At 73.5% G+C, this 17,671-nt stretch carries 16 protein-coding genes; 7 read left to right on the forward strand and 9 right to left on the reverse strand.

Annotated features, from left to right (window positions below; all coding sequences use genetic code 11):
* Nucleotides 1-102 precede the first annotated feature (102 nt).
* Together ACFW01_RS21080 and ACFW01_RS21085 are read right to left on the reverse strand one after the other, a co-directional pair.
* On the reverse strand, nt 103-1,323 hold the full coding sequence (locus ACFW01_RS21080; RefSeq protein ID WP_384505475.1) for an MFS transporter: 1,221 nt from the start codon (nt 1,321-1,323) through the stop codon (nt 103-105).
* Between the two features lie 101 nt (nt 1,324-1,424).
* Nucleotides 1,425-2,477: an endonuclease/exonuclease/phosphatase family protein gene (locus ACFW01_RS21085; RefSeq protein WP_234953986.1), complete on the reverse strand. Its 1,053-nt coding sequence runs from the start codon at nt 2,475-2,477 to the stop codon at nt 1,425-1,427.
* Nucleotides 2,478-2,785: 308 nt separating this feature from the next.
* Between ACFW01_RS21085 and panB the strand changes: the two genes are divergently transcribed.
* The 3 genes from panB (at nt 2,786) to ACFW01_RS21100 (ending at nt 5,658) form a co-directional block, all read left to right on the forward strand.
* Nucleotides 2,786-3,661 carry a 3-methyl-2-oxobutanoate hydroxymethyltransferase gene (gene panB / locus ACFW01_RS21090; RefSeq protein WP_161331065.1) on the forward strand — a complete coding sequence of 292 codons (876 nt, stop codon included), beginning with the start codon at nt 2,786-2,788 and terminating at the stop codon, nt 3,659-3,661.
* A gap of 162 nt (nt 3,662-3,823) precedes the next feature.
* Entirely contained in the window at nt 3,824-4,849 is a 1,026-nt protein-coding gene (locus ACFW01_RS21095; RefSeq protein WP_384505480.1) for an ATP-binding cassette domain-containing protein, read from the forward strand.
* Nucleotides 4,846-5,658 carry an ABC transporter permease gene (locus ACFW01_RS21100; protein WP_122620423.1) on the forward strand — a complete coding sequence of 271 codons (813 nt, stop codon included), beginning with the start codon at nt 4,846-4,848 and terminating at the stop codon, nt 5,656-5,658. The genes ACFW01_RS21095 and ACFW01_RS21100 overlap by 4 nt, the downstream gene beginning before the upstream one ends.
* Before the next feature lie 32 nt (nt 5,659-5,690).
* Here ACFW01_RS21100 and ACFW01_RS21105 read toward each other — a convergent pair whose 3' ends face one another.
* On the reverse strand, nt 5,691-9,107 hold the full coding sequence (locus ACFW01_RS21105; protein ID WP_384505484.1) for a BTAD domain-containing putative transcriptional regulator: 3,417 nt from the start codon (nt 9,105-9,107) through the stop codon (nt 5,691-5,693).
* 164 nt (nt 9,108-9,271) lie between these two features.
* Between ACFW01_RS21105 and ACFW01_RS21110 the strand changes: the two genes are divergently transcribed.
* On the forward strand, nt 9,272-10,069 hold the full coding sequence (locus tag ACFW01_RS21110; protein WP_234953992.1) for a site-2 protease family protein: 798 nt from the start codon (nt 9,272-9,274) through the stop codon (nt 10,067-10,069).
* A gap of 6 nt (nt 10,070-10,075) precedes the next feature.
* On the opposite strand, the gene ACFW01_RS21115 is transcribed toward ACFW01_RS21110, so the two are convergent.
* Both ACFW01_RS21115 and npdG read right to left on the reverse strand, forming a co-directional pair.
* Complete coding sequence (locus ACFW01_RS21115) at nt 10,076-10,336, reverse strand: hypothetical protein (protein ID WP_384505488.1); 261 nt, start codon at nt 10,334-10,336, stop codon at nt 10,076-10,078.
* Nucleotides 10,337-10,340: 4 nt separating this feature from the next.
* Complete coding sequence (npdG, locus tag ACFW01_RS21120) at nt 10,341-11,048, reverse strand: NADPH-dependent F420 reductase (RefSeq protein ID WP_384505491.1); 708 nt, start codon at nt 11,046-11,048, stop codon at nt 10,341-10,343.
* 141 nt (nt 11,049-11,189) lie between these two features.
* On the opposite strand from npdG, the gene ACFW01_RS21125 reads away from it, so the two are divergent.
* The gene (locus tag ACFW01_RS21125; protein ID WP_384505494.1) at nt 11,190-11,804 is read left to right on the forward strand and encodes a hypothetical protein; all 615 of its coding nucleotides are present in this window, start codon (nt 11,190-11,192) and stop codon (nt 11,802-11,804) included.
* Nucleotides 11,805-11,891: 87 nt separating this feature from the next.
* Here ACFW01_RS21125 and ACFW01_RS21130 read toward each other — a convergent pair whose 3' ends face one another.
* Nucleotides 11,892-12,122, reverse strand: a complete 231-nt coding sequence (locus tag ACFW01_RS21130) for a hypothetical protein (RefSeq protein WP_114532660.1) — start codon at nt 12,120-12,122, stop codon at nt 11,892-11,894.
* 58 nt (nt 12,123-12,180) lie between these two features.
* On the opposite strand from ACFW01_RS21130, the gene map reads away from it, so the two are divergent.
* Together map and ACFW01_RS21140 are read left to right on the forward strand one after the other, a co-directional pair.
* Nucleotides 12,181-13,038, forward strand: coding sequence for a type I methionyl aminopeptidase (gene map, locus ACFW01_RS21135; RefSeq protein ID WP_234954002.1), 858 nt, complete (start codon nt 12,181-12,183; stop codon nt 13,036-13,038).
* A gap of 130 nt (nt 13,039-13,168) precedes the next feature.
* Nucleotides 13,169-13,816, forward strand: a complete 648-nt coding sequence (locus ACFW01_RS21140) for a heme oxygenase (biliverdin-producing) (protein ID WP_384505497.1) — start codon at nt 13,169-13,171, stop codon at nt 13,814-13,816.
* Nucleotides 13,817-13,852: 36 nt separating this feature from the next.
* Here the strand turns inward: ACFW01_RS21140 and ACFW01_RS21145 are convergent, their stop codons facing one another.
* From ACFW01_RS21145 to ACFW01_RS21155, 3 genes are all read right to left on the reverse strand, one after another.
* On the reverse strand, nt 13,853-14,536 hold the full coding sequence (locus ACFW01_RS21145; RefSeq protein WP_384505500.1) for a PhzF family phenazine biosynthesis protein: 684 nt from the start codon (nt 14,534-14,536) through the stop codon (nt 13,853-13,855).
* A gap of 68 nt (nt 14,537-14,604) precedes the next feature.
* Nucleotides 14,605-16,143 (reverse strand): HtaA domain-containing protein, encoded by a 1,539-nt coding sequence (locus tag ACFW01_RS21150; protein WP_384505503.1) that lies wholly within the window; start codon nt 16,141-16,143, stop codon nt 14,605-14,607.
* A gap of 65 nt (nt 16,144-16,208) precedes the next feature.
* Nucleotides 16,209-17,633, reverse strand: coding sequence for an HtaA domain-containing protein (locus tag ACFW01_RS21155; protein WP_384505506.1), 1,425 nt, complete (start codon nt 17,631-17,633; stop codon nt 16,209-16,211).
* Between the last annotated feature and the right edge of the window lie 38 nt (nt 17,634-17,671).

The following is a 17,671-nucleotide window of genomic DNA, read 5'->3' on the forward strand; positions in this document are numbered from 1 at the left end:
CCGACCGGACAGTCTCGGTGCGAGCTTCCCAGGCCGTACACGGTCAGCATACGGGCGCCGGGCCGCGCGGGCGCCTGGTTCCGCTGCCGCGTAACGGGGCCCTCAGCCCCGCACCCTCTCCACCTCCTCCGGCACGTGGCCCGCGACCACACGCTCGCGTCCGACGGCCGCGGCGCCACCGCGCCGGTCCACCGCCCAGGCCGCCCCCGCGACCCCCAGACCGAGCACCGCCAGCCCCGCCCCCGCCAGGGCCGGGGACGTGACGCCGAAGCCCGCCGCGAGGGCCAGGCCGCCGATCCAGGCGCCGCCGGCGTTCGCGAGGTTGAAGGCGGCCTGGTTGGCCGAGGAGGCGAGGGAGGGGGCCGCTGTGGCCTTCTCCATCACCATCAGCTGGAGAGGGGAGCCGGTGACGAAGGCGGCCATGCCGAGCAGGGCCACCGACGCCGCCGCCGTGACCGGCGTGCGCATCAGGACGGGGAAGAGGGCGAGGACCACGACCAGCGCGGCGAGGCCGCCGAAGAGGGTGCCGCGCAGGGAGTGGTCGGCGAGGCGGCCGCCGAGCAGGTTGCCCGCGGTGGCGCCGACGCCGAAGAGGGCCAGCAGCAGGGTCACGCTGGTGTCGGCGAAGCCGGCGGCGTCCGTCAGCATCGGCGTGATGTAGCTGTACGCGGCGAAGAGCGCGCCGAAGCCCGCGACCGTGGTGCCGAGCGCCAGCCAGACCGGCACGGAGCGCAGGGCGGCCAGTTCGCCGCGCAGGCCCGTGGCGGGGGCGGGGGCGTCCTCGCGCGGGATCAGGACGGCCAGGGCCGCTATCGCCGCCACGCCGATCGCGCTCACGCCGAGGAAGGTGGCCCGCCAGCCGAGCGCCTGGCCCATGGCGGTGGCCGCCGGCACGCCGACGATGTTGGCGACGGTGAGGCCCAGGAACATGAGAGAGACGGAGCGGGCCTTGCGTTCGGGGGCCACCATGCCGGTGGCGACGACCGCGCCGACACCGAAGAAGGCACCGTGCGGCAGGCCGCTGACGAAGCGGGCGGCGAGCAGGGATATCTCGCCGGGTGCTACGGCCGACAGGGCGTTGCCCAGCACGAAGAGGGCCATCAGGGCGATGAGGACGGAGCGGCGGGACATCCGCGTGGTCGCCGCCGCCAGCAGCGGGGCGCCGATGACGACGCCGAGCGCGTAGGCGGAGACGAGGTGGCCCGCGGTGGGGATGGAGATGTCCAGGTCGTCCGCGACGTCGGGCAGCAGACCCATCATCACGAACTCGGTGGTACCGATGCCGAAGGCGCCCACGGCAAGGGCGAGCAGGGCCAGGGGCATAAGGGGACGTGCCTTTCGAGAGCGGAGTGCGCAGGGGAGGGACGACTGTATGTTCCCCTACGGAACAAAGGCTCTCAGGGCAGGTATTCCACGGGCGAACCTCAGGAGGCCGTTGTGTCGACCTTCACACGCGCGGCGATCGGCAGGTGGTCGCTGCCCGTCGACGGGAGGGTCCAGCTCGTCATCGGCTCGACCCCGTCGACCAGGATCTGGTCGATGCGGGCCATCGGGAAGGACGCCGGCCAGCTGAAGCCGAAGCCGTTGCCGACGGCGCCCTGCGGGGAGCGCATCTGCGAGGTGATCGCGGTGAGCGAGCGGTCGTTCATGGTGCCGTTGAGGTCGCCGAGCAGGATCTTGCGGGGCAGCTTCTCGTCGGCGATGGCCTCGCCGAGGGCGTCGGCACTCTTGTCCCGCTGCCGGGCGGTGAACCCCGCCTCCAGCTTCACCCGGACGGAGGGCAGGTGGGCGACGTACACCGCGAGCGGCCCGGACGGCGTGGCGACGGTGGCACGCATCGCGCGCTTCCAGCCCAGCTGGATGTCCACCGCCCGCACGTCGGCGACCGGGTACTTGCTCCACAGCCCCACGGTGCCGACGACGGCGTGGTGCGGGTACTTCGACTCCAGCGCCTTCTCGTACGTCGGCACGGCGGACGCCTTCAGCTCCTCCAGGGCCAGCACGTCCGCGCCCGACGCGGACACGGCGCGGGCGGTGCCGGCCGGGTCGGCGTTGTCGGCGTTGACGTTGTGCGTGGCCACCGTGAGATCGCCACCGCTGCCGGTCTTGTCGAAGAGCAGGCCGCCGAAGAGGTTCAGCCACACGCTCACCGGCAGCACCAGCGCGATCAGCGCCGTCGCCGACTTGCGGACCACGGCGATCACCAGCAGGACCGGGATCAGGAGGCCGAACCACGGCAGGAAGGTTTCGGTGAGGCTGCCGAGGTTGCCGATGGCGTTCGGGATGTGCGAGTGGGCCGCCATGACCACGGAGAGGAGGAGCGCGACCGCGGCCGTGACCAGGCCCCGGGTCCAGATCCGCCGGTCGCCGCGCCAGCCGGCGACCACCCGGCCGACCAGGCGCCGAAGCCGGTTCCCCCGGTGCTCGGGATCCGAGCCGCCGTTGTCCGTCTCCGTCATGTACGCCTGCTGCGCCATACCGTCGCCTCACTGCCCGCCGTGCTCACCGTCGCCCCCCGTGACTCAGCACCATAGGGGATGATCGGTTCCGATCCTGCCGTCCTTCGACGGCCGTACGGGCACTGGGACGAGCGAGTCGCCGCGCGGAGTTCCGCATCCCGCCGGGCCGGGTCGCTCTGTGACAGAACGGGCACATTTCACCCCGTGGGCCGATCGGTGGCACGTGACGAGGGTCCCCTAGCCGGGGAGACGGCGGAAGTGCCACCATGGAGGGGATCCGGGGACGCCGTCAGGGCGCCTCGAGATGACATGAAGGAGCCGTTGCCATGACGCAGCTTTCGGCTGCCCCGACGCCGCAGCGCACCCCCGGGGACGGGAGCAGGGCGCTGTACGGGGGCAAGATCAACCGTCGCATCACCGTACGGGACATCACCGCCGCCAAGGAGCGCGGCGAGAAGTGGCCCATGCTCACCGCGTACGACGCGATGACCGCGTCCGTCTTCGACGAGTCCGGCATCCCGGTGATGCTCGTCGGCGACTCCGCGGGCAACTGCCACCTCGGGTACGAGTCGACCGTGCCCGTCACCCTGGACGAGATGACGATGCTCTCGGCCGCCGTCGTACGGGGTACCAGCCGCGCCCTGATCGTCGGAGACCTGCCCTTCGGCTCCTACCAGGAGGGCCCGGTGCAGGCGCTGCGCTCGGCGACCCGGCTGGTGAAGGAGGCGGGCGTGGGGGCCGTGAAGCTGGAGGGCGGTGAGCGGTCGCACGAACAGATCCGGCTGCTCGTCGAGTCCGGCATCCCCGTGATGGCGCACATCGGCCTCACCCCGCAGTCCGTGAACGCCATGGGCTACCGGGTGCAGGGCCGCGGCGAGGAGGCCGCCCAGCAGCTGCTGCGCGACGCCAAGGCCGTGCAGGACGCGGGCGCCTTCGCGGTCGTCCTGGAGCTGGTGCCGGCCGAGCTGGCCGCCGAGGTGACCCGGACGCTGCACATCCCGACCGTCGGCATCGGCGCGGGCGTCGAGACCGACGCCCAGGTGCTGGTGTGGACCGACATGCTGGGGCTGACCGGCGGCCGGGTGCCGAAGTTCGTCAAGCAGTACGCCGACCTGCGCCAGGTCATCGGCGACGCGGCGAAGGCGTACGCCGAGGACGTCGTCGGCGGCACCTTCCCGCAGGACGAGCACTCCGTGCACTGACAAGCCACCGCGGTACGACACCGGCCCCGCCGATCTTCCCCCGTCGGCGGGGCCGGTGGTTTCGCGGCCCCGTCGGCGCGATGCCGGGGGTGTCGGTCGGCTGTCGGTGGCTGTCGGCGCTCTGTCGGTGGTTTGTCGGTGGGGGCTGACAACGTCGTCGGCATGAAGCGAATCGACGACAACCCCTCGGCCGCGGACCGCGCGGTCACCGTACGGGGGCTGGTCAAGCACTACGGCGAGACCAAGGCGCTGGACGGTGTCGACCTGGACGTGCGCGAGGGCACCGTGATGGGTGTGCTCGGGCCGAACGGCGCCGGCAAGACCACCCTCGTCCGCATCCTGTCCACCCTCCTCGCACCCGACTCCGGCCAGGCGCACGTCGCCGGCTACGACGTCGTACGGCAGCCCCGGCAGCTGCGGCGGGTCATAGGTCTCACCGGGCAGTACGCGTCCGTGGACGAGAAGCTCCCCGGCTGGGAGAACCTGTACATGATCGGCCGGCTCCTGGACCTGCCCCGCAAGGAGTCGCGCGCCCGGGCCGACGAACTGCTGGAGCGGTTCTCGCTCACCGACGCCGGCAAGCGGCCCGCGGCCACCTACTCCGGCGGCATGCGGCGCCGCCTCGACCTGGCGGCGTCCATGATCGGGCGCCCGAAGGTCCTCTTCCTCGACGAGCCCACCACCGGCCTGGACCCCCGCACCCGCAACGAGGTGTGGGACGAGGTCAAGCGCATGGTCGGAGACGGCGTCACCGTGCTGCTCACCACCCAGTACATGGAGGAGGCCGAGCAGCTCGCCTCCGAGCTGACCGTCGTCGACCGCGGCCAGGTCATCGCCAACGGCGGCATCGAGGAGCTGAAGGCCAAGGTCGGCGGCCGCACCCTGCGCGTCCGCCCGGCCGACCCGCTGCAACTGCGCCCGCTCGCCGCCTTCCTGGACGAGCTGGGCATCACCGGGCTGGCCAGCAGCACGGTCGACACGCAGCGCGGCGACGTCCTGGTGCCGATCCTGAGCGACGAGCAGCTGACCGCCGTGGTCGGCGCGGTCACCGCGCGCGGTCTCACCATCGGCTCCATCACCACCGAACTGCCCAGCCTGGACGAGGTCTTCCTGTCCCTCACCGGCCACCGCGCCAGTGCCCCGCAGGACCCCGCGCCCACCGACGCCCGCGAGGAGGTCGCCGTATGAGCGCCGCCACCACCACTCCCACGGACGACGCCCGCATCTCGCTGCGCGGGCACGCGCGTCACACCAGCGCCCTGGTCCGCCGCAACCTGCTCTGGATCCGGCAGGACCCGGAGTCGATGTTCGACGCGCTGCTGATGCCGGTCGTCTTCACCCTGCTGTTCGTGTACGTCTTCGGCGGGTCGATCGGCCAGGCCCTGGGCGGCGGGCAGGACGGCTATGTGCAGTACGTGATCCCCGGCATGATCGCGATGATGAGCATGACGCTGTCCCAGGGCGTCGGCACCGGATTCAGCCAGGACTTCAACTCCGGTGTCATGGACCGCTTCCGGTCGTTGCCGATCGGGCGCGGCTCGGTGCTCTTCGCGAAGATCGCGGTGGAGATGGTGCGGATGCTGTTCGCCACCGCCGTACTGATGATCGTCGCCGTACTGGTCGGCTTCGACATCAACCACTGGGTCGGGCTCTTCGCGGCCGTGGGGCTGTCCGCGGTGTTCGCCTCGTCGATCATGTGGGTGTTCCTCACCCTCGGGGTGATCCTCAAGAACGCGCAGTCCGTGCAGGCGATGGGCTTCCTGGTGCTGTTCCCGCTGCAGTTCGGCTCCTCGATCTTCGCGCCGCCGCAGTCGATGCCGGGCTGGCTCCAGGCCTTCACCGACTACAACCCGCTGTCCACGCTCGCCGACGCGGCGCGCGGCCTGATGGTGGGCGGCCCGGTCGCGCACGACCTGTGGATCACGCTCGGCTGGTCGGTGGCGATCACGGCGGTGATGGCACCGGTCGCCATCCACAAGTTCCGCACGAAGAGCTGAGTCGGGTACTCGGGTACGCGGTCACGTACGCGTCATACGAGGGCGGTGGCCTCCCCGGGGGAGAGGCGGCCGCCCTCGGCGTACGCGGAGTCGTACGCCTCGGCGCCGAGTGCCGTGCGGACGCGCTCGACGGCCCGCCCGCGCGCGTCCCGTTCCAGGCCGGACGACACGTGGCCGGGCGGCAGCATGGCGTCGGCGGCTCCGATGCACCGTGCGCCGTCCGCGGCCCGGAGCCCGCCGTCCACGCGCGCCATGGCCATCGCGGCGATGGTCAGGTAGGCGGACCGCATGTGCGGGGCGATGGCCGCGGACAGCGGGTCGTCGGCCCGCTCCAGCGACTGGCGGACCTTGGCCAGGCACTCCTCGTGCCGGTCCTCCAGCGTGGCGATCCAGGCTTCCCCGGCGAGGATGAAGGCGTCGAAGACCACGAAGTGGGCGATGCTGAACTCCTCGCGCAGCAGACGCAGTTGCTCGCCGGCTTCCGCGGTGCGGCCGGTCGAGCCGAGCCAGCCGGCGAGGAAGAGCCGGGCGGCCGGCATCGCGCCGTTGTGACCGGTGCCGCGGTTCCGCTCGATCACGTCGCGCAGGATGCGCTCCCCCTCCTCCCCGTCGCCCGATTCCAGCAGCACGCTGCCGAGCCGGGAGGCGAGGACGTCCACCTGGGCGTGTGCGCCGAGCCGTTCGGCGTGTTCCGCGGCGGCCCGGTAGTCGGCGGCGGCGAGCGCGTACTCGCCGGTGCGTTCGCGGGCCTCGGCGCGTCCGGAGAGGGCCTCGGCCATGCCCCAGGCGTCGCCGAGGCGGCCGTAGATCTCCAGCGACTCGTCGGCGTCGCGGGTGGCGTCGCCCGCCCAGTCGGTGCGGTTGGCCAGCATGTTGGCGCGCATCTGGAGGGCGCCGGCCAGCTCCCACTCGTAGCCCGGGGTCTCGCGGCAGGTCCGCACGGTGGCGTCCTGGATCTCGCGCAGCCGCTCGATGTCGCCGGCGAGCAGTACCGCGAAGAACCAGAGCACGCCGGGGCTGCGGCAGGTCTGCGGCATGCCCGGCTCGTACGTCGCCGCGATGACCCGCAGCTTGCTCTGGGCCGCGGGCCGCTGCCAGGCGTCCAGTTCCGTGTCCATGCAGGCCAGGTGGGCCAGGTGCACCCCGCGCCGGGCCTCGGCGAGGGTCTCGCCGGTCATCGGCGGCGGGGCGGCGGTGCAGCGCTCCCACACCGGCCGGGCGGGGCGGACCGGTTCGGCGAAGGGGTCGGGGCCGAGGGCCATGATCTCGACGAACCAGTTCCGGGCCTCCACCCGCAGGTCGCGCATCTGCCAGTACCAGACCAGGGACAGGGAGAGGGACAGCGCCTCCTGCTCGTCGAGCTCGGCGATGGCGTGGCGCAGGGCGGTGCGCACGTTCTCGTACTCGCGCTCCAGCCGCTCGATGGCGGCGAGCTGCTGCGGGCCGCGCAGCAACGGGTCCGTGGTACGGGCGAATTCGCGGTAGTGCGTCAGGTGGGCGCGTTCGGCCGCGGCGCGGCCACCGGTCTCGTCGAGGCGTTCGCCCGCGTACTCGGCGACGGTCTCCAGGAGCCGGTAGCGCATGCCGTCGCCGGTCTGCCGGTCGGTCACGGGCGCGGCGACGACGAGCGACTTGTCGACGAGGGAGCCGAGGGCGTCCAGGGCGGCGGGCCCGCACACGGCCTCGGCGGCGGCGAGGCCGCAGCCGCCGGCGAACACGGAGAGCCGGCCGAGCACCTCCCGCTCGTCCGCGTCGAGCAGGTCCCAGGACCAGTCGACGACCGCGCGCAGCGTCTGCTGGCGGGGCAGGACGGTGCGGCTGCCGGAGGTGAGCAGGCGGAAGCGGTCGTCCAGGCGGTCGGCGATCTGGCGCGGGGTGAGCATGCGCAGCCGGGCGGCGGCCAGTTCGATGGCCAGCGGCAGGCCGTCGAGTCGGCGGCAGATCTCGGCGCAGGCGGCGGCGGTGCCCTCGTCTGCGTCGGGGCGGAAACCGGGGCGGGCGGCGGCACCGCGGTCGGCGAGCAGCCGGAGCGCGGCCGGTTCGGGCAGCGGTTCCACCGGGCGCAGGCACTCCCCCGGTACGCCGAGGGGTTCGCGGCTGGTGGCGAGGACGGTCAGGTGGGGGCAGCGGGCGAGCAGTTCCTCGGTGAGGCGGGCGGCGGCCTCGACGACGTGCTCGCAGTTGTCGAGGACGATCAGCATGCGGCGCCGGCCGCAGTGTTCGACGAGGCGCTCGACGGCGGTGGCCCGCCGGTCGGCGCCGGCCGCCCGCATCTCCTCGGCACCGGCGCCGTACAGCACGGTCTCGCGGGCGCCGAGGGCGGTCAGCACGGCCTCGGGGACGGCGTCGGGGTCGTCGACCGGGGCCAGCTCGGCGAGCCACACGCCGTCCCGTGCGGTGTTCCCGGCGCTCTCGGCGGCCTCCTGCGACAGGCGGGTCTTGCCGGCGCCGCCGGGCCCGAGGAGGGTGACGAGACGCGTGGTCGCCAGGTCGGCGCGCAGGGATTCCAGGTCGGCGTCCCGGCCGACGAAGGAGGTGAGCCGGGCGCGGAGGTTGCCCCGGGGGCGGGGGGCCGCGGCGCGAGGTGCGCCGGCGGCATCGGCGCCGGCCTGGGGGGCTACGGCGGGATCCGCGCCGGACCAGGCGGTCGCGGCGGGATCCGCGCCGGCTCGCGGTGTCACGGCGGGGGCGGGCGACCGGCCGCCGGGCGTCGCGGGCGTCTGCCGTTCACCGGGTGCGAGCAGTTCCGCGTGCAGGGCCCGCAGCTCGGGCCCGGGGTCGGTGCCGAGCCGGTCGGCGAGCAGGTGCCGTACGGCCTCGTAGGCGGCCAGTGCCTCGGCGGTGCGGCCGGTGTCGCGCAGGGCGCGCAGCCGCAGCGCCTGGAGGGACTCGTCCAGGGGGTGGCCGTCGCAGAGCGCGGTCAGCTCGGGCAGGGAGCGCTCGGCCGCCCCGAGGCCGAGGGCGGCGGTGTGCCGGGCGCGCAGGGCGTCCAGGTGCCTGGTCTCCCAGCGGGCCGCCTCGGCGGTGCGGTCGGGCAGGTCGGCGAGGGCGGGCCCGCGCCACAGGGCGAGGGCGTCGTCGAGCACGACGGCCGCCTTCGCGGGGTCTCCGTCGGCGAGCGCGCGGCCGCCCTCCCCGACCAGCCGGTCGAAGCGGTGCAGGTCGATGTCGTCCGGGGCGGCGGCGAGCCGGTACCCGCCGTCGGCCGAGGCGACCGCGTCCGCGCCGAGCGCCCGGCGCAGCCGCCCGACCAGGGCTTGGAGGGCTCCCGGCGCGTCGGCGGGCGGATCCCCGTCCCACACCTCCTCGACCAGCAGCCCCACGGGCACGGCGCGGCCGGACCTGAGCGCGAGCACGGTCAGCAGCGCACGCAGCCGTGCCCCGCCGAGCGGGACGGCCGTGCCGTCGGGACGGAGTACCTGTGTGGGGCCGAGGATGCGATAGCGCACGGGCCCATTGTCCCTGGTGCGGTCGGAGCCGGTCACGGGGTTTCGGCGGCGCGGCGGGGCGCCCTCCCGGAACCGCCCGGCACCCGCGGGACGTTCTGCCGGTGGGCCCGGTACGGTCGGGCAGTCCCGCAGGTCTTACGTCTGTTCGAGTACCAGGGAGTTCCATGACCACCGCCACCGCCCGCCCCAGTGACCGGCGGGTCAGTCCCGTCTTCCTCGGGATCGTCGCCGTCGCGGCGGTCACGGGGTGGGCCACCTGGAGCGGGTTCGCCGAGCAGCCGGGGCTGGCCCTCTTCCTGTTCGTGACGGCGGCGTGGGTCGTCTCGCTGTGCCTGCACGAGTACGCGCACGCCCGCACCGCGCTGCACAGCGGGGACATCTCGGTCGGCGCGAAGGGCTATCTCACGCTGAATCCGGTCAAGTACACCCATGTCCTGCTGAGCATCGTGCTCCCGGTGCTGTTCGTGATCATGGGCGGGATCGGGCTGCCCGGCGGGGCCGTCTTCATCGAGCGCGGGCGGATCCGGGGGCGGTGGCGGCACAGTCTGATCTCGGCCGCGGGTCCGCTGACGAACGTCCTGTTCGCCGTGGTGTGCACGGCGCCGTTCTGGCTGGACGCGCTGGACGGCGTGCCGCGCGACTTCCGGCTGGCGCTGGCCTTCCTCGCGCTGCTCCAGGTGACGGCGGCGATCCTGAACTTCCTGCCGGTGCCGGGTCTGGACGGCTACGGGGTGATCGAGCCCTGGCTGTCGTACAACGTGCGGCGGCAGGTGGAGCCGCTCGCGCCGTTCGGGCTGCTGATCGTGTTCGCGCTGCTGTGGATCCCGGCCGTCAACGGGGTGTTCTTCGACGCGATCGACGTGATCCTGCGCGGGCTGGGGATCGGCGAGATCGACACGTACTGCGGCTTCGAGCTGTACCGGTTCTGGCAGACCGACGAGCTGTGCACGGTCGCCGGGTGACGCCGCTCAGCCCGTGACGGACGTGGAGCGGCGGTCGTCCCGGCCGCGCTTCACGTAGTACCAGCACATGTTGGACGACAGCCCCGACAGCAGCACCCACACGACGCCGATCAGCACGCTGCCCTGCACGAAGGAGACGACGGCGGCGGTCACCGCGAGGACGCAGACGACCAGGGCGTAGAGGGCGAGGCGGGGCATGGGACTGGCTCCTGTCGGGGGACACGTGCGGGTGACGCGGGTACCGCGGCACCCACCAGTGTCCCCCATCGGCTCACACGTCCGTGACGCGGAGCCCGGCGTGTGCCTTGTAGCGGCGGTTGACGGAGATCAGGTTGGCGACCAGCGACTCGACCTGGTGGGCGCCTCGCAGCCGTCCGGCGAAGATGCCGCGCATGCCGGGGATGCGTCCGGCGAGGGCCTGCACCTGCTCCACGTCGGCGCGCTCCTCGCCGAGCACCATCACGTCGGTGTCGATCTCGTCGATCTCCGGGTCCTGGAGGAGGACCGCCGAGAGGTGGTGGAAGGCGGCGGTGACCCTGCTGTCCGGCAGCAGGGCGGCGGCCTGCTCGGCGGCGCTGCCCTCCTCGGGCTTGAGCGCGTAGGCGCCCTTCTTGTCGAAGCCGAGCGGGTTGACGCAGTCGACGACGAGCTTGCCGGCCAGTTCCGCGCGCAGGGATTCGAGGGTCTTGCCGTGGCCCCCCCAGGGCACGGCGACGATCACGACGTCGCTGCGGCGGGCTGTCTCGGCGTTGTCGGCGCCCTCGACGCCGTGCCCGAGTTCCGCGGCGGCGGCCTCGGCGCGTTCGGCGGCGCGCGAGCCGATGATCACCTTCTGGCCGGCCCTGGCGAGGCGGTACGCGAGGCCCTTGCCCTGCGGGCCGGTGCCGCCGAGCACGCCCACGACCAGCCCGGAGACGTCGGGCAGGTCCCAGGGGTCCTTGGCGGGGGCCTTCTGTGCGGCACTGTCGGTAGAGGTCATGGGCCGACCCTACGTCCGCCCCGGTCACGACGGCCGTACGGGTCTCGGTGCCGGGGGCGGGCCTCCCGCGTATCCCCGGGTCGGGCGAATCCGGGGCGAACGCCGGACCGGGCGGGCGGGGTTGCGGCAGGATGCGGCCGCATGGACGCCGTACGGGTCGCGCTGCTGCGGGAAGTGCTCGCCGGGACCGAGTGGCTGGGGGCCACCCGGAGATTCGCGGGGGCGCTGCGGGGGTCGGTGGTCCCGCACGGGGGCGGGCTGCTCCTCGTGGGCACCGCCGAGCACGAGCCGTGGCATCTCGCGGCGCACCTGGTGGACGAGGCCGCGTGGTCGGGGACGCCGGAGCTGGCGCCCACGCTGGTGCGGCACGACGCGCGTCCGGCGGATCCGGCGCATCTGGCGGTGGGCCTCGGGCGGCTGGCGGCGGCCCGGCGCGGGGAGACGCTGCTCGTGGTGACGCCCGCCGATCCGGGTACCCCGCTCCTTGAACGGGTGCACGACGCCCGCCGGGCGGGTGCGACGGTGCTGTCGCTGGGCACCGACCGCGGTCCGGGCGAGCGGGAGCTGACGGCGATGGCGCACGAGGCGCTGACCGTGCCGGACGGCGCCGAGCTGGACCTGGACACGGTGCAGCACCTGGTCAGCGCGGCGGCCGGGGAGAACGCGGTGCCGCCGCCCCGGGGCCGCCGCCGCTTCCGCGACCGCTTGTCCCGCCTGGCCGACCACCTGACGGCGCCGCCTCCGTCCGGCTGGTGACGCCCACCGGGCCCTGCGCCGCCCCCGCGCGCACACGCCCCGGCCGGGCCGGCACCAGACCTGGTGCGGGCCCGGTCAGGCGTGCGGTCACTCGTCGTCGGGACGGCCCGCGGGGGCGTCGTGCCACTTGGGGTCGTTCTCCCATTCGAGGTTGCGCTCGCGGGCGGTCTGCATCGCGTGCTCGGCCTCGGCGCGGGAGGCGTAGGGTCCGAAGCGGTTCTTCGCCGGGCACTCCGGGCCCTCCTCGACCTTCTTGTGCTCCAGGCAGTAGTACCACTCGCCCGGCTTGCCGACCGTGCGCTTCTTGAACAGGGCCATGACCAGCTCCTCTCGCCACCGACATGTTCCCCCATGCCCGCTGGTTAGACTCCTTGGCATGTCTGGCCAGTCGCTGCTCGTACCAGGGGAGCTGTCTCCCACCCGTTCCGTGCCCGGAAACATCCGGCGGCCCGAGTACGTCGGGAAGCCCGCACCCACGCCGTACACCGGTCCGGAGGTGCAGACGCCCGAGACGATCGAGGCGATGCGCGTGGCCGGGCGGATCGCGGCGCGGGCGATGGAGGAGGCCGCGAAGCTCATCGCGCCCGGTGTGACGACGGACGAACTGGACCGGGTGGCGCACGCGTACATGTGCGACCACGGGGCCTACCCGTCGACGCTCGGTTACCGGGGTTTCCCCAAGTCGCTGTGCAGCTCGGTCAACGAGGTCATCTGCCACGGCATCCCGGACTCCACGGTGCTGCGCGACGGCGACATCGTGAACCTCGACGTGACGGCGTACATCGGCGGCGTGCACGGCGACAACAACGCGACGTACCTGGTCGGCGAGGTGGACGAGGAGAGCCGGCTGCTGGTCGAGCGGACCCGGGAGGCGCTGGCCCGCGCGATCAAGGCGGTCCGGCCGGGACGGCAGATCAACATCATCGGCCGGGTCATCGAGTCGTACGCGAAGCGGTTCGGGTACGGGGTGGTGCGGGACTTCACCGGGCACGGCATCAACACGTCGTTCCACTCGGGGCTCATCGTCCCGCACTACGACAGCCCGCACGCGACGACGGTCATCCAGCCCGGGATGACCTTCACCATCGAGCCGATGCTGACGCTCGGGACGCACGAGTACGACATGTGGGACGACGGCTGGACGGTCGTGACGAAGGACCGCCGGCGGACGGCCCAGTTCGAGCACACGCTGGTGGTGACCGACTCGGGGGCGGAGATCCTGACCCTCCCGTAACCCCCGACCGCGCCCGGTGAAGGCCCGCCCTCTTGGAGGTGCGGGCCTTCGCCCGTCTGGGTAGGCTCTTGCCGACAGACCGTCGGAAAGACTCTTGACTTAGGTAAGCCTAACCACAGAAAATCAGCCCATGGACTCCTTCTCGACCCTCATCCGCACGGCGTCGCACGAGCAGCACGTGGAGGCCGAGACCTCCACGTTCATGAGCGACCTGCTCGGCGGCCGGCTCGGCGTCGACGCGTACGCGCGCTACACCGAGCAGCTGTGGTTCGTCTACGAAGCCCTGGAGAGCGCCGCCGACCGCCTCGCGGCGGACCCGGTGGCGGGTCCGTTCATCCGTCCGCAGCTGCTGCGGCTGGCCTCGCTGGAGCGGGACCTGGCCCATCTGCGCGGCCCCGGCTGGCGTGCGGGGCTGACCGCCCTGCCCGCGACGGGGGAGTACGCCGCACGGGTGCGCGAGTGCGCCGATCGGTGGCCCGCGGGGTACGTCGCCCACCACTACACGCGCTACCTCGGCGACCTGTCCGGCGGCCAGATCATCCGCGACAAGGCGGAGCGGACGTGGGGCTTCGCTCGCAAGGGCGACGGAGTCCGGTTTTACGTCTTCGAGGAGATCGGCAACCCGGCCGCCTTCAAGCGGGAGTACCGCGAACTGCTCGACGGCATCCGCGCGGACGATCTGGAGAAGCAGCGGGTGGTGGCCGAGTGCAAGCGTGCCTTCGCCCTGAACACGGGGGTCTTCCGGGCGCTGGGCGAGGAGTTCCCGCTGTCCGCCTGATCCGGCCCAGGAACCGGGTGCGGTGCCGGATCGTCTTCACCGCTCCAGACGCACGCGCCCGCCGATCTCGACCCAGCCCTCCGGCTGCGGGGCGGTGAGGATCTGCGAGCCGGCGCCCTGCGTGATGTTGAGCGCGCGGCCCAGCCGCGCGGTCAGCAGCAGCGCCGCCGCGCCGGTCGCCTCGTCCTCGTCGATGCCGTCGTCCCGGCCCGGGAAGGCACGGGCCCGCACGCGCCCCGCCGCCTCGTCCTCCCACGCCCAGGCGTACAGCCTCCCCCAGACTTCGTCCGGGGGGACCCCCATCTCGCTTCGCTCGCCCGGCGGCGGCACCGGCAGCTCGTCCACCTCGGCGGCGGTGGCGTACTGGCGCAGGGTGCGCGGCGGAGCCCACTCGGGGCGGGCCTCGATCCAGCTGAACTCCCCGTCCAGCCGGGCGCCCACCACCCCGGCCGGGGTGACGAGTTCGGGCACGTCGAGCAGCCAGGCCGTGCCGACACAGGGGTGCCCGGCGAAGGGCAGGCGCAGGGTGGGCGTCCAGATGTCGACGACGCCCCGCTCCGGGTCGTCGACGAACACCGTCTCGCTGAAGCCGAGTTTCGCGGCCAGCTCCTGCCGCCGCCCCGGCTCGGGCACCACGGAGCCCTCCCGGACGACGCCCAGCTCGTTGCCGTATCCGCCGTTCGGCGCGCAGAAGACGCGCAGTACGTCGTAGTCAGTCACCGAAACATTCAAGCATCGTCCGGAGGGCGGCCGGGGCGGCACGGGAGTCCGCCCCGGCCCGCGCCGGTCTACTGCTGGGTCCGGCGCCTGCGGGTCGCGTAGACCGCGCCCGCGCCGATCGCGACCGCGACGCCCGCCGCCCCGGCCAGGGCCGGACCCGGGATGTCGGAGCCGGTGGTGGCGAGGCTGCCGCCGCCGGTCGAGCCGCCCGTGGTCGTGCCGGTGCCGCCGATGGTCGAGGCGGTGCCTCCGGTGCCTCCCGTGCTCCCGCCTGCCGAGCCGCCGGTGCCGCCCGTGCCGCCGGTCGTGCCCGACGAGCCGCCGTCCGGGAGCTGGGCGTCGCTGCTCAGCGCCACCGACAGGTCGACGGTGTCCAGGGCCGTGCCGGCCGGGTAGAAGTCGCCGAAGGCCTTCGCGCCGGCCGCGGTGAGTGTGGCGGCGACGTCGTCGGCCGTGATGACGTCCTTCTCGGCGGTGAGGTCGGCGGACCTGGCCTTGAGGTCGGCCAGCACCACGCCCTGGGTGAGCGTGCCGAGGCTGTTCACGTCGGCGCTCAGCTTGCCGCTGCCGCCGTCGAGGGTGGCCTTGAGGTTGCTCAGGGTCAGGTCGAGGCCGTAGGTGCCGCCCGACTCGTGGCCCTTGAAGTTGACGGCGCCCTGGAAGGCGGCGGTGAGCTTGTCGGCGTCGGTGTCGTAGGTGCCGGTGGCGTCCTTGAAGGTGAAGGCGCCGTTGCCGGCCGCCTGGGTGGCGCCGCCGGAGACGGTGACCCTGCCCTTGGCTATGGGGCCGACGACGTAGGCGCGGAAGGACTGCTTCACGCCCCAGCCGAGGGTGCCGTCGGCGACCTCGCCCTTGGTGGCGGAGGCGGACGGGCTCGCCTCCGTGGTCTTCGTCGGCGTCGGGGCGGGTGACTCGGTCTCGGGCTGCTCGGTGGGGGCGGTCTGCGAGGCGGACGGGGACGGTTCCTGCGTCTGCGTCTGGGACGGGGAGGACGACGGCGAGGCGGGCGGCGTGCTCGGCGACGTCTTCTGGACGACCGTCAGCGGGTCGCCGGCCGCGCCCGCGTAGCTCGCGCTGCCGAGGTACTCCCCCGCCTCGGCGGTGAGCGTGGTGGCCATGTCCTTCATCTCACGGGTCACGGCGACCGTGGCGAGCGGGACATCGTCGCCCTCGGTGGTCTCGGGGGCGCCCGCGGAGGTGTCGACCTTCTTGATGTCGGCCGTGATCTCACCGGCCTTGCTGTCGAAGCGCACGTCGGTGAGCGTGATCTCGAAGCCGTGCGCCGTGGACTTGCTCACCAGCCCGCCCTTGAAGGCCAGGTCGACGGTGTGTCCCGTGGTGTCGTAGGCGCCGGTGCCGTCGACGAAGGTGAAGGCGCCGTTGCCGGCGGCCTGGGTGGCGCCGCCCGAGGTGGTGAAGGTGCCGAACATGCCGACGTAGTTGCGGTACGTCTGCTTGATGCCCCAGGTCAGCTCGTAGTCCTTGAGCGGGACCTCGGCCGCCGTGGCGGTGGTGGCGCCGGCCGTGACGAGGACGGTGGCACCGAGCGCGGCGGCGGTGGCCACGGCGGCGGCGAGGGCGGTGGAGCGGCGTCGTCTGACGGGCATGGCTCGGTTCTCCTTGGATGAGGGGTCGCCGGTGGGGCGGTCCGGTGTCGTGTGTCTCCGGGGGGTCAGCCCTCGTCCGCGGGGGACGCTGCGGGCCGGGTCCGGCGTCTGCGCAGGGCGACGGCCACGAGGGCCGCGGCCACCAGCAGCAGGGCGCCGGCCGTGAGGGAGACGGGCAGGGCGGGGAAGTCGCCGTCGTCCGTGGCGCTCGCGACGGGGGCGGCGGAGGCGCCGGCCCCGGTCTTCGCGGGCCGCGGACTCGGGCTGGTCGTGGGCTCGCTGCCGAGGTCGGGCAGGGCGGGCAGTTCGGCGTCGGCGGTGAGGGCGACGGCCAGGGACAGCGGGTCCATGGCGGTGCCCGCCTGGTACATGCCGCCGAACGCCTCGGCGCCGCGCGCGGTGAGTTTCGCGGGGGCCTCGGTCACCTTCACCAGTCCGCCGGTGGCCTTGAGGTCCTTCGCGGTGAAGGTGACCAGGGGCACCTCGCGGTCCTTGACGTCGGGGCCGGTCACGTCGGCGTACAGGGTGCCCCTGCCGTCCTCGACGGTGGTCCGTACGGCGCTCAGCCGCAGGTCCAGGCCGTGGGCGCCGGTGAAGCGCACGGCGCCCTCGAAGGCGGCGGTGAGGTCGCCGTCCTCGAACGTGCCCTCGCCGCCGGGGAAGCGGAAGAGCGCGCCGCCGTCCTGGGCGCCCGCGGAGAGCGTCCACCGGCCGTCGGCGATGTCGCCGGTGACGTACTCGCGGAAGGTGCGGCGCACGCCCCAGTCGACGGCCCCGTCCTTGATCGCGCCGCCCGGAGCCGCCTTGGGCTTCGGGGACTTGTCGGCCGGGGTGGGGGTGCCGCCCGGCTTCTTCTCCGGCTGCCGCGCCGCCGCCGCGACGTCGGCGGACAGGCTCACCGGGTCGAGGGCGGTGCCGGCGGTGTAGTACCCGGCGAAGGAGCGGGCGCCCTGGGCGGTGAGGGTGGCGGGCACGTTGGTCAGGGCCACGGTGTCGCCGCCGCCCCGCATGTCGATCGAGCCGAGGGAGAGGGTGGCGAAGGGCACCTGACGGGACGTCGTGACCGCCCCGGTGCCCTTCGCCTTGCTGGTGACGTCCACGAGGAGCGTGCCGGTGGCGCCGGAGATGCTCACGGTGGGGCGGCTGACGGTGAGGTCGAGCTGGTGGTCGCCGCCGCTCGTGCGGTGGCCGAGGAAGCGCACACCGCCGGAGAAGCCGGCCCGGAAGGTGCCCCGGTCGCCGTCGTAGGCGCCGGTCGCGGAGTGGAAGCGGAAGGCGCTGCCGCCGACGGTGGCCGCTCCCCCGGTCAGCGAGTAACTCCCCTTGGCGATGGGCCCGGTGACGTAGCTCTGGAACGACGACTTGATGCCCCAGTCGAGCCGTCCGCCCTGCACGGTCCGGCTCTCGGCGTGGGCGGCGGTCGTGGGGAGCAGGGCTCCGAGGACGACCGCGCACACCACGGTGACCAGGGCGCGAAGGCGGGCGGGCATGGCGAAGTCCTCCGGATCGGGGGGCCGGTAGCGAACGA

The organism is Streptomyces sp. NPDC058985 (assembly GCF_042740985.1).
Taxonomy (GTDB): Bacteria; Actinomycetota; Actinomycetes; order Streptomycetales; family Streptomycetaceae; genus Streptomyces.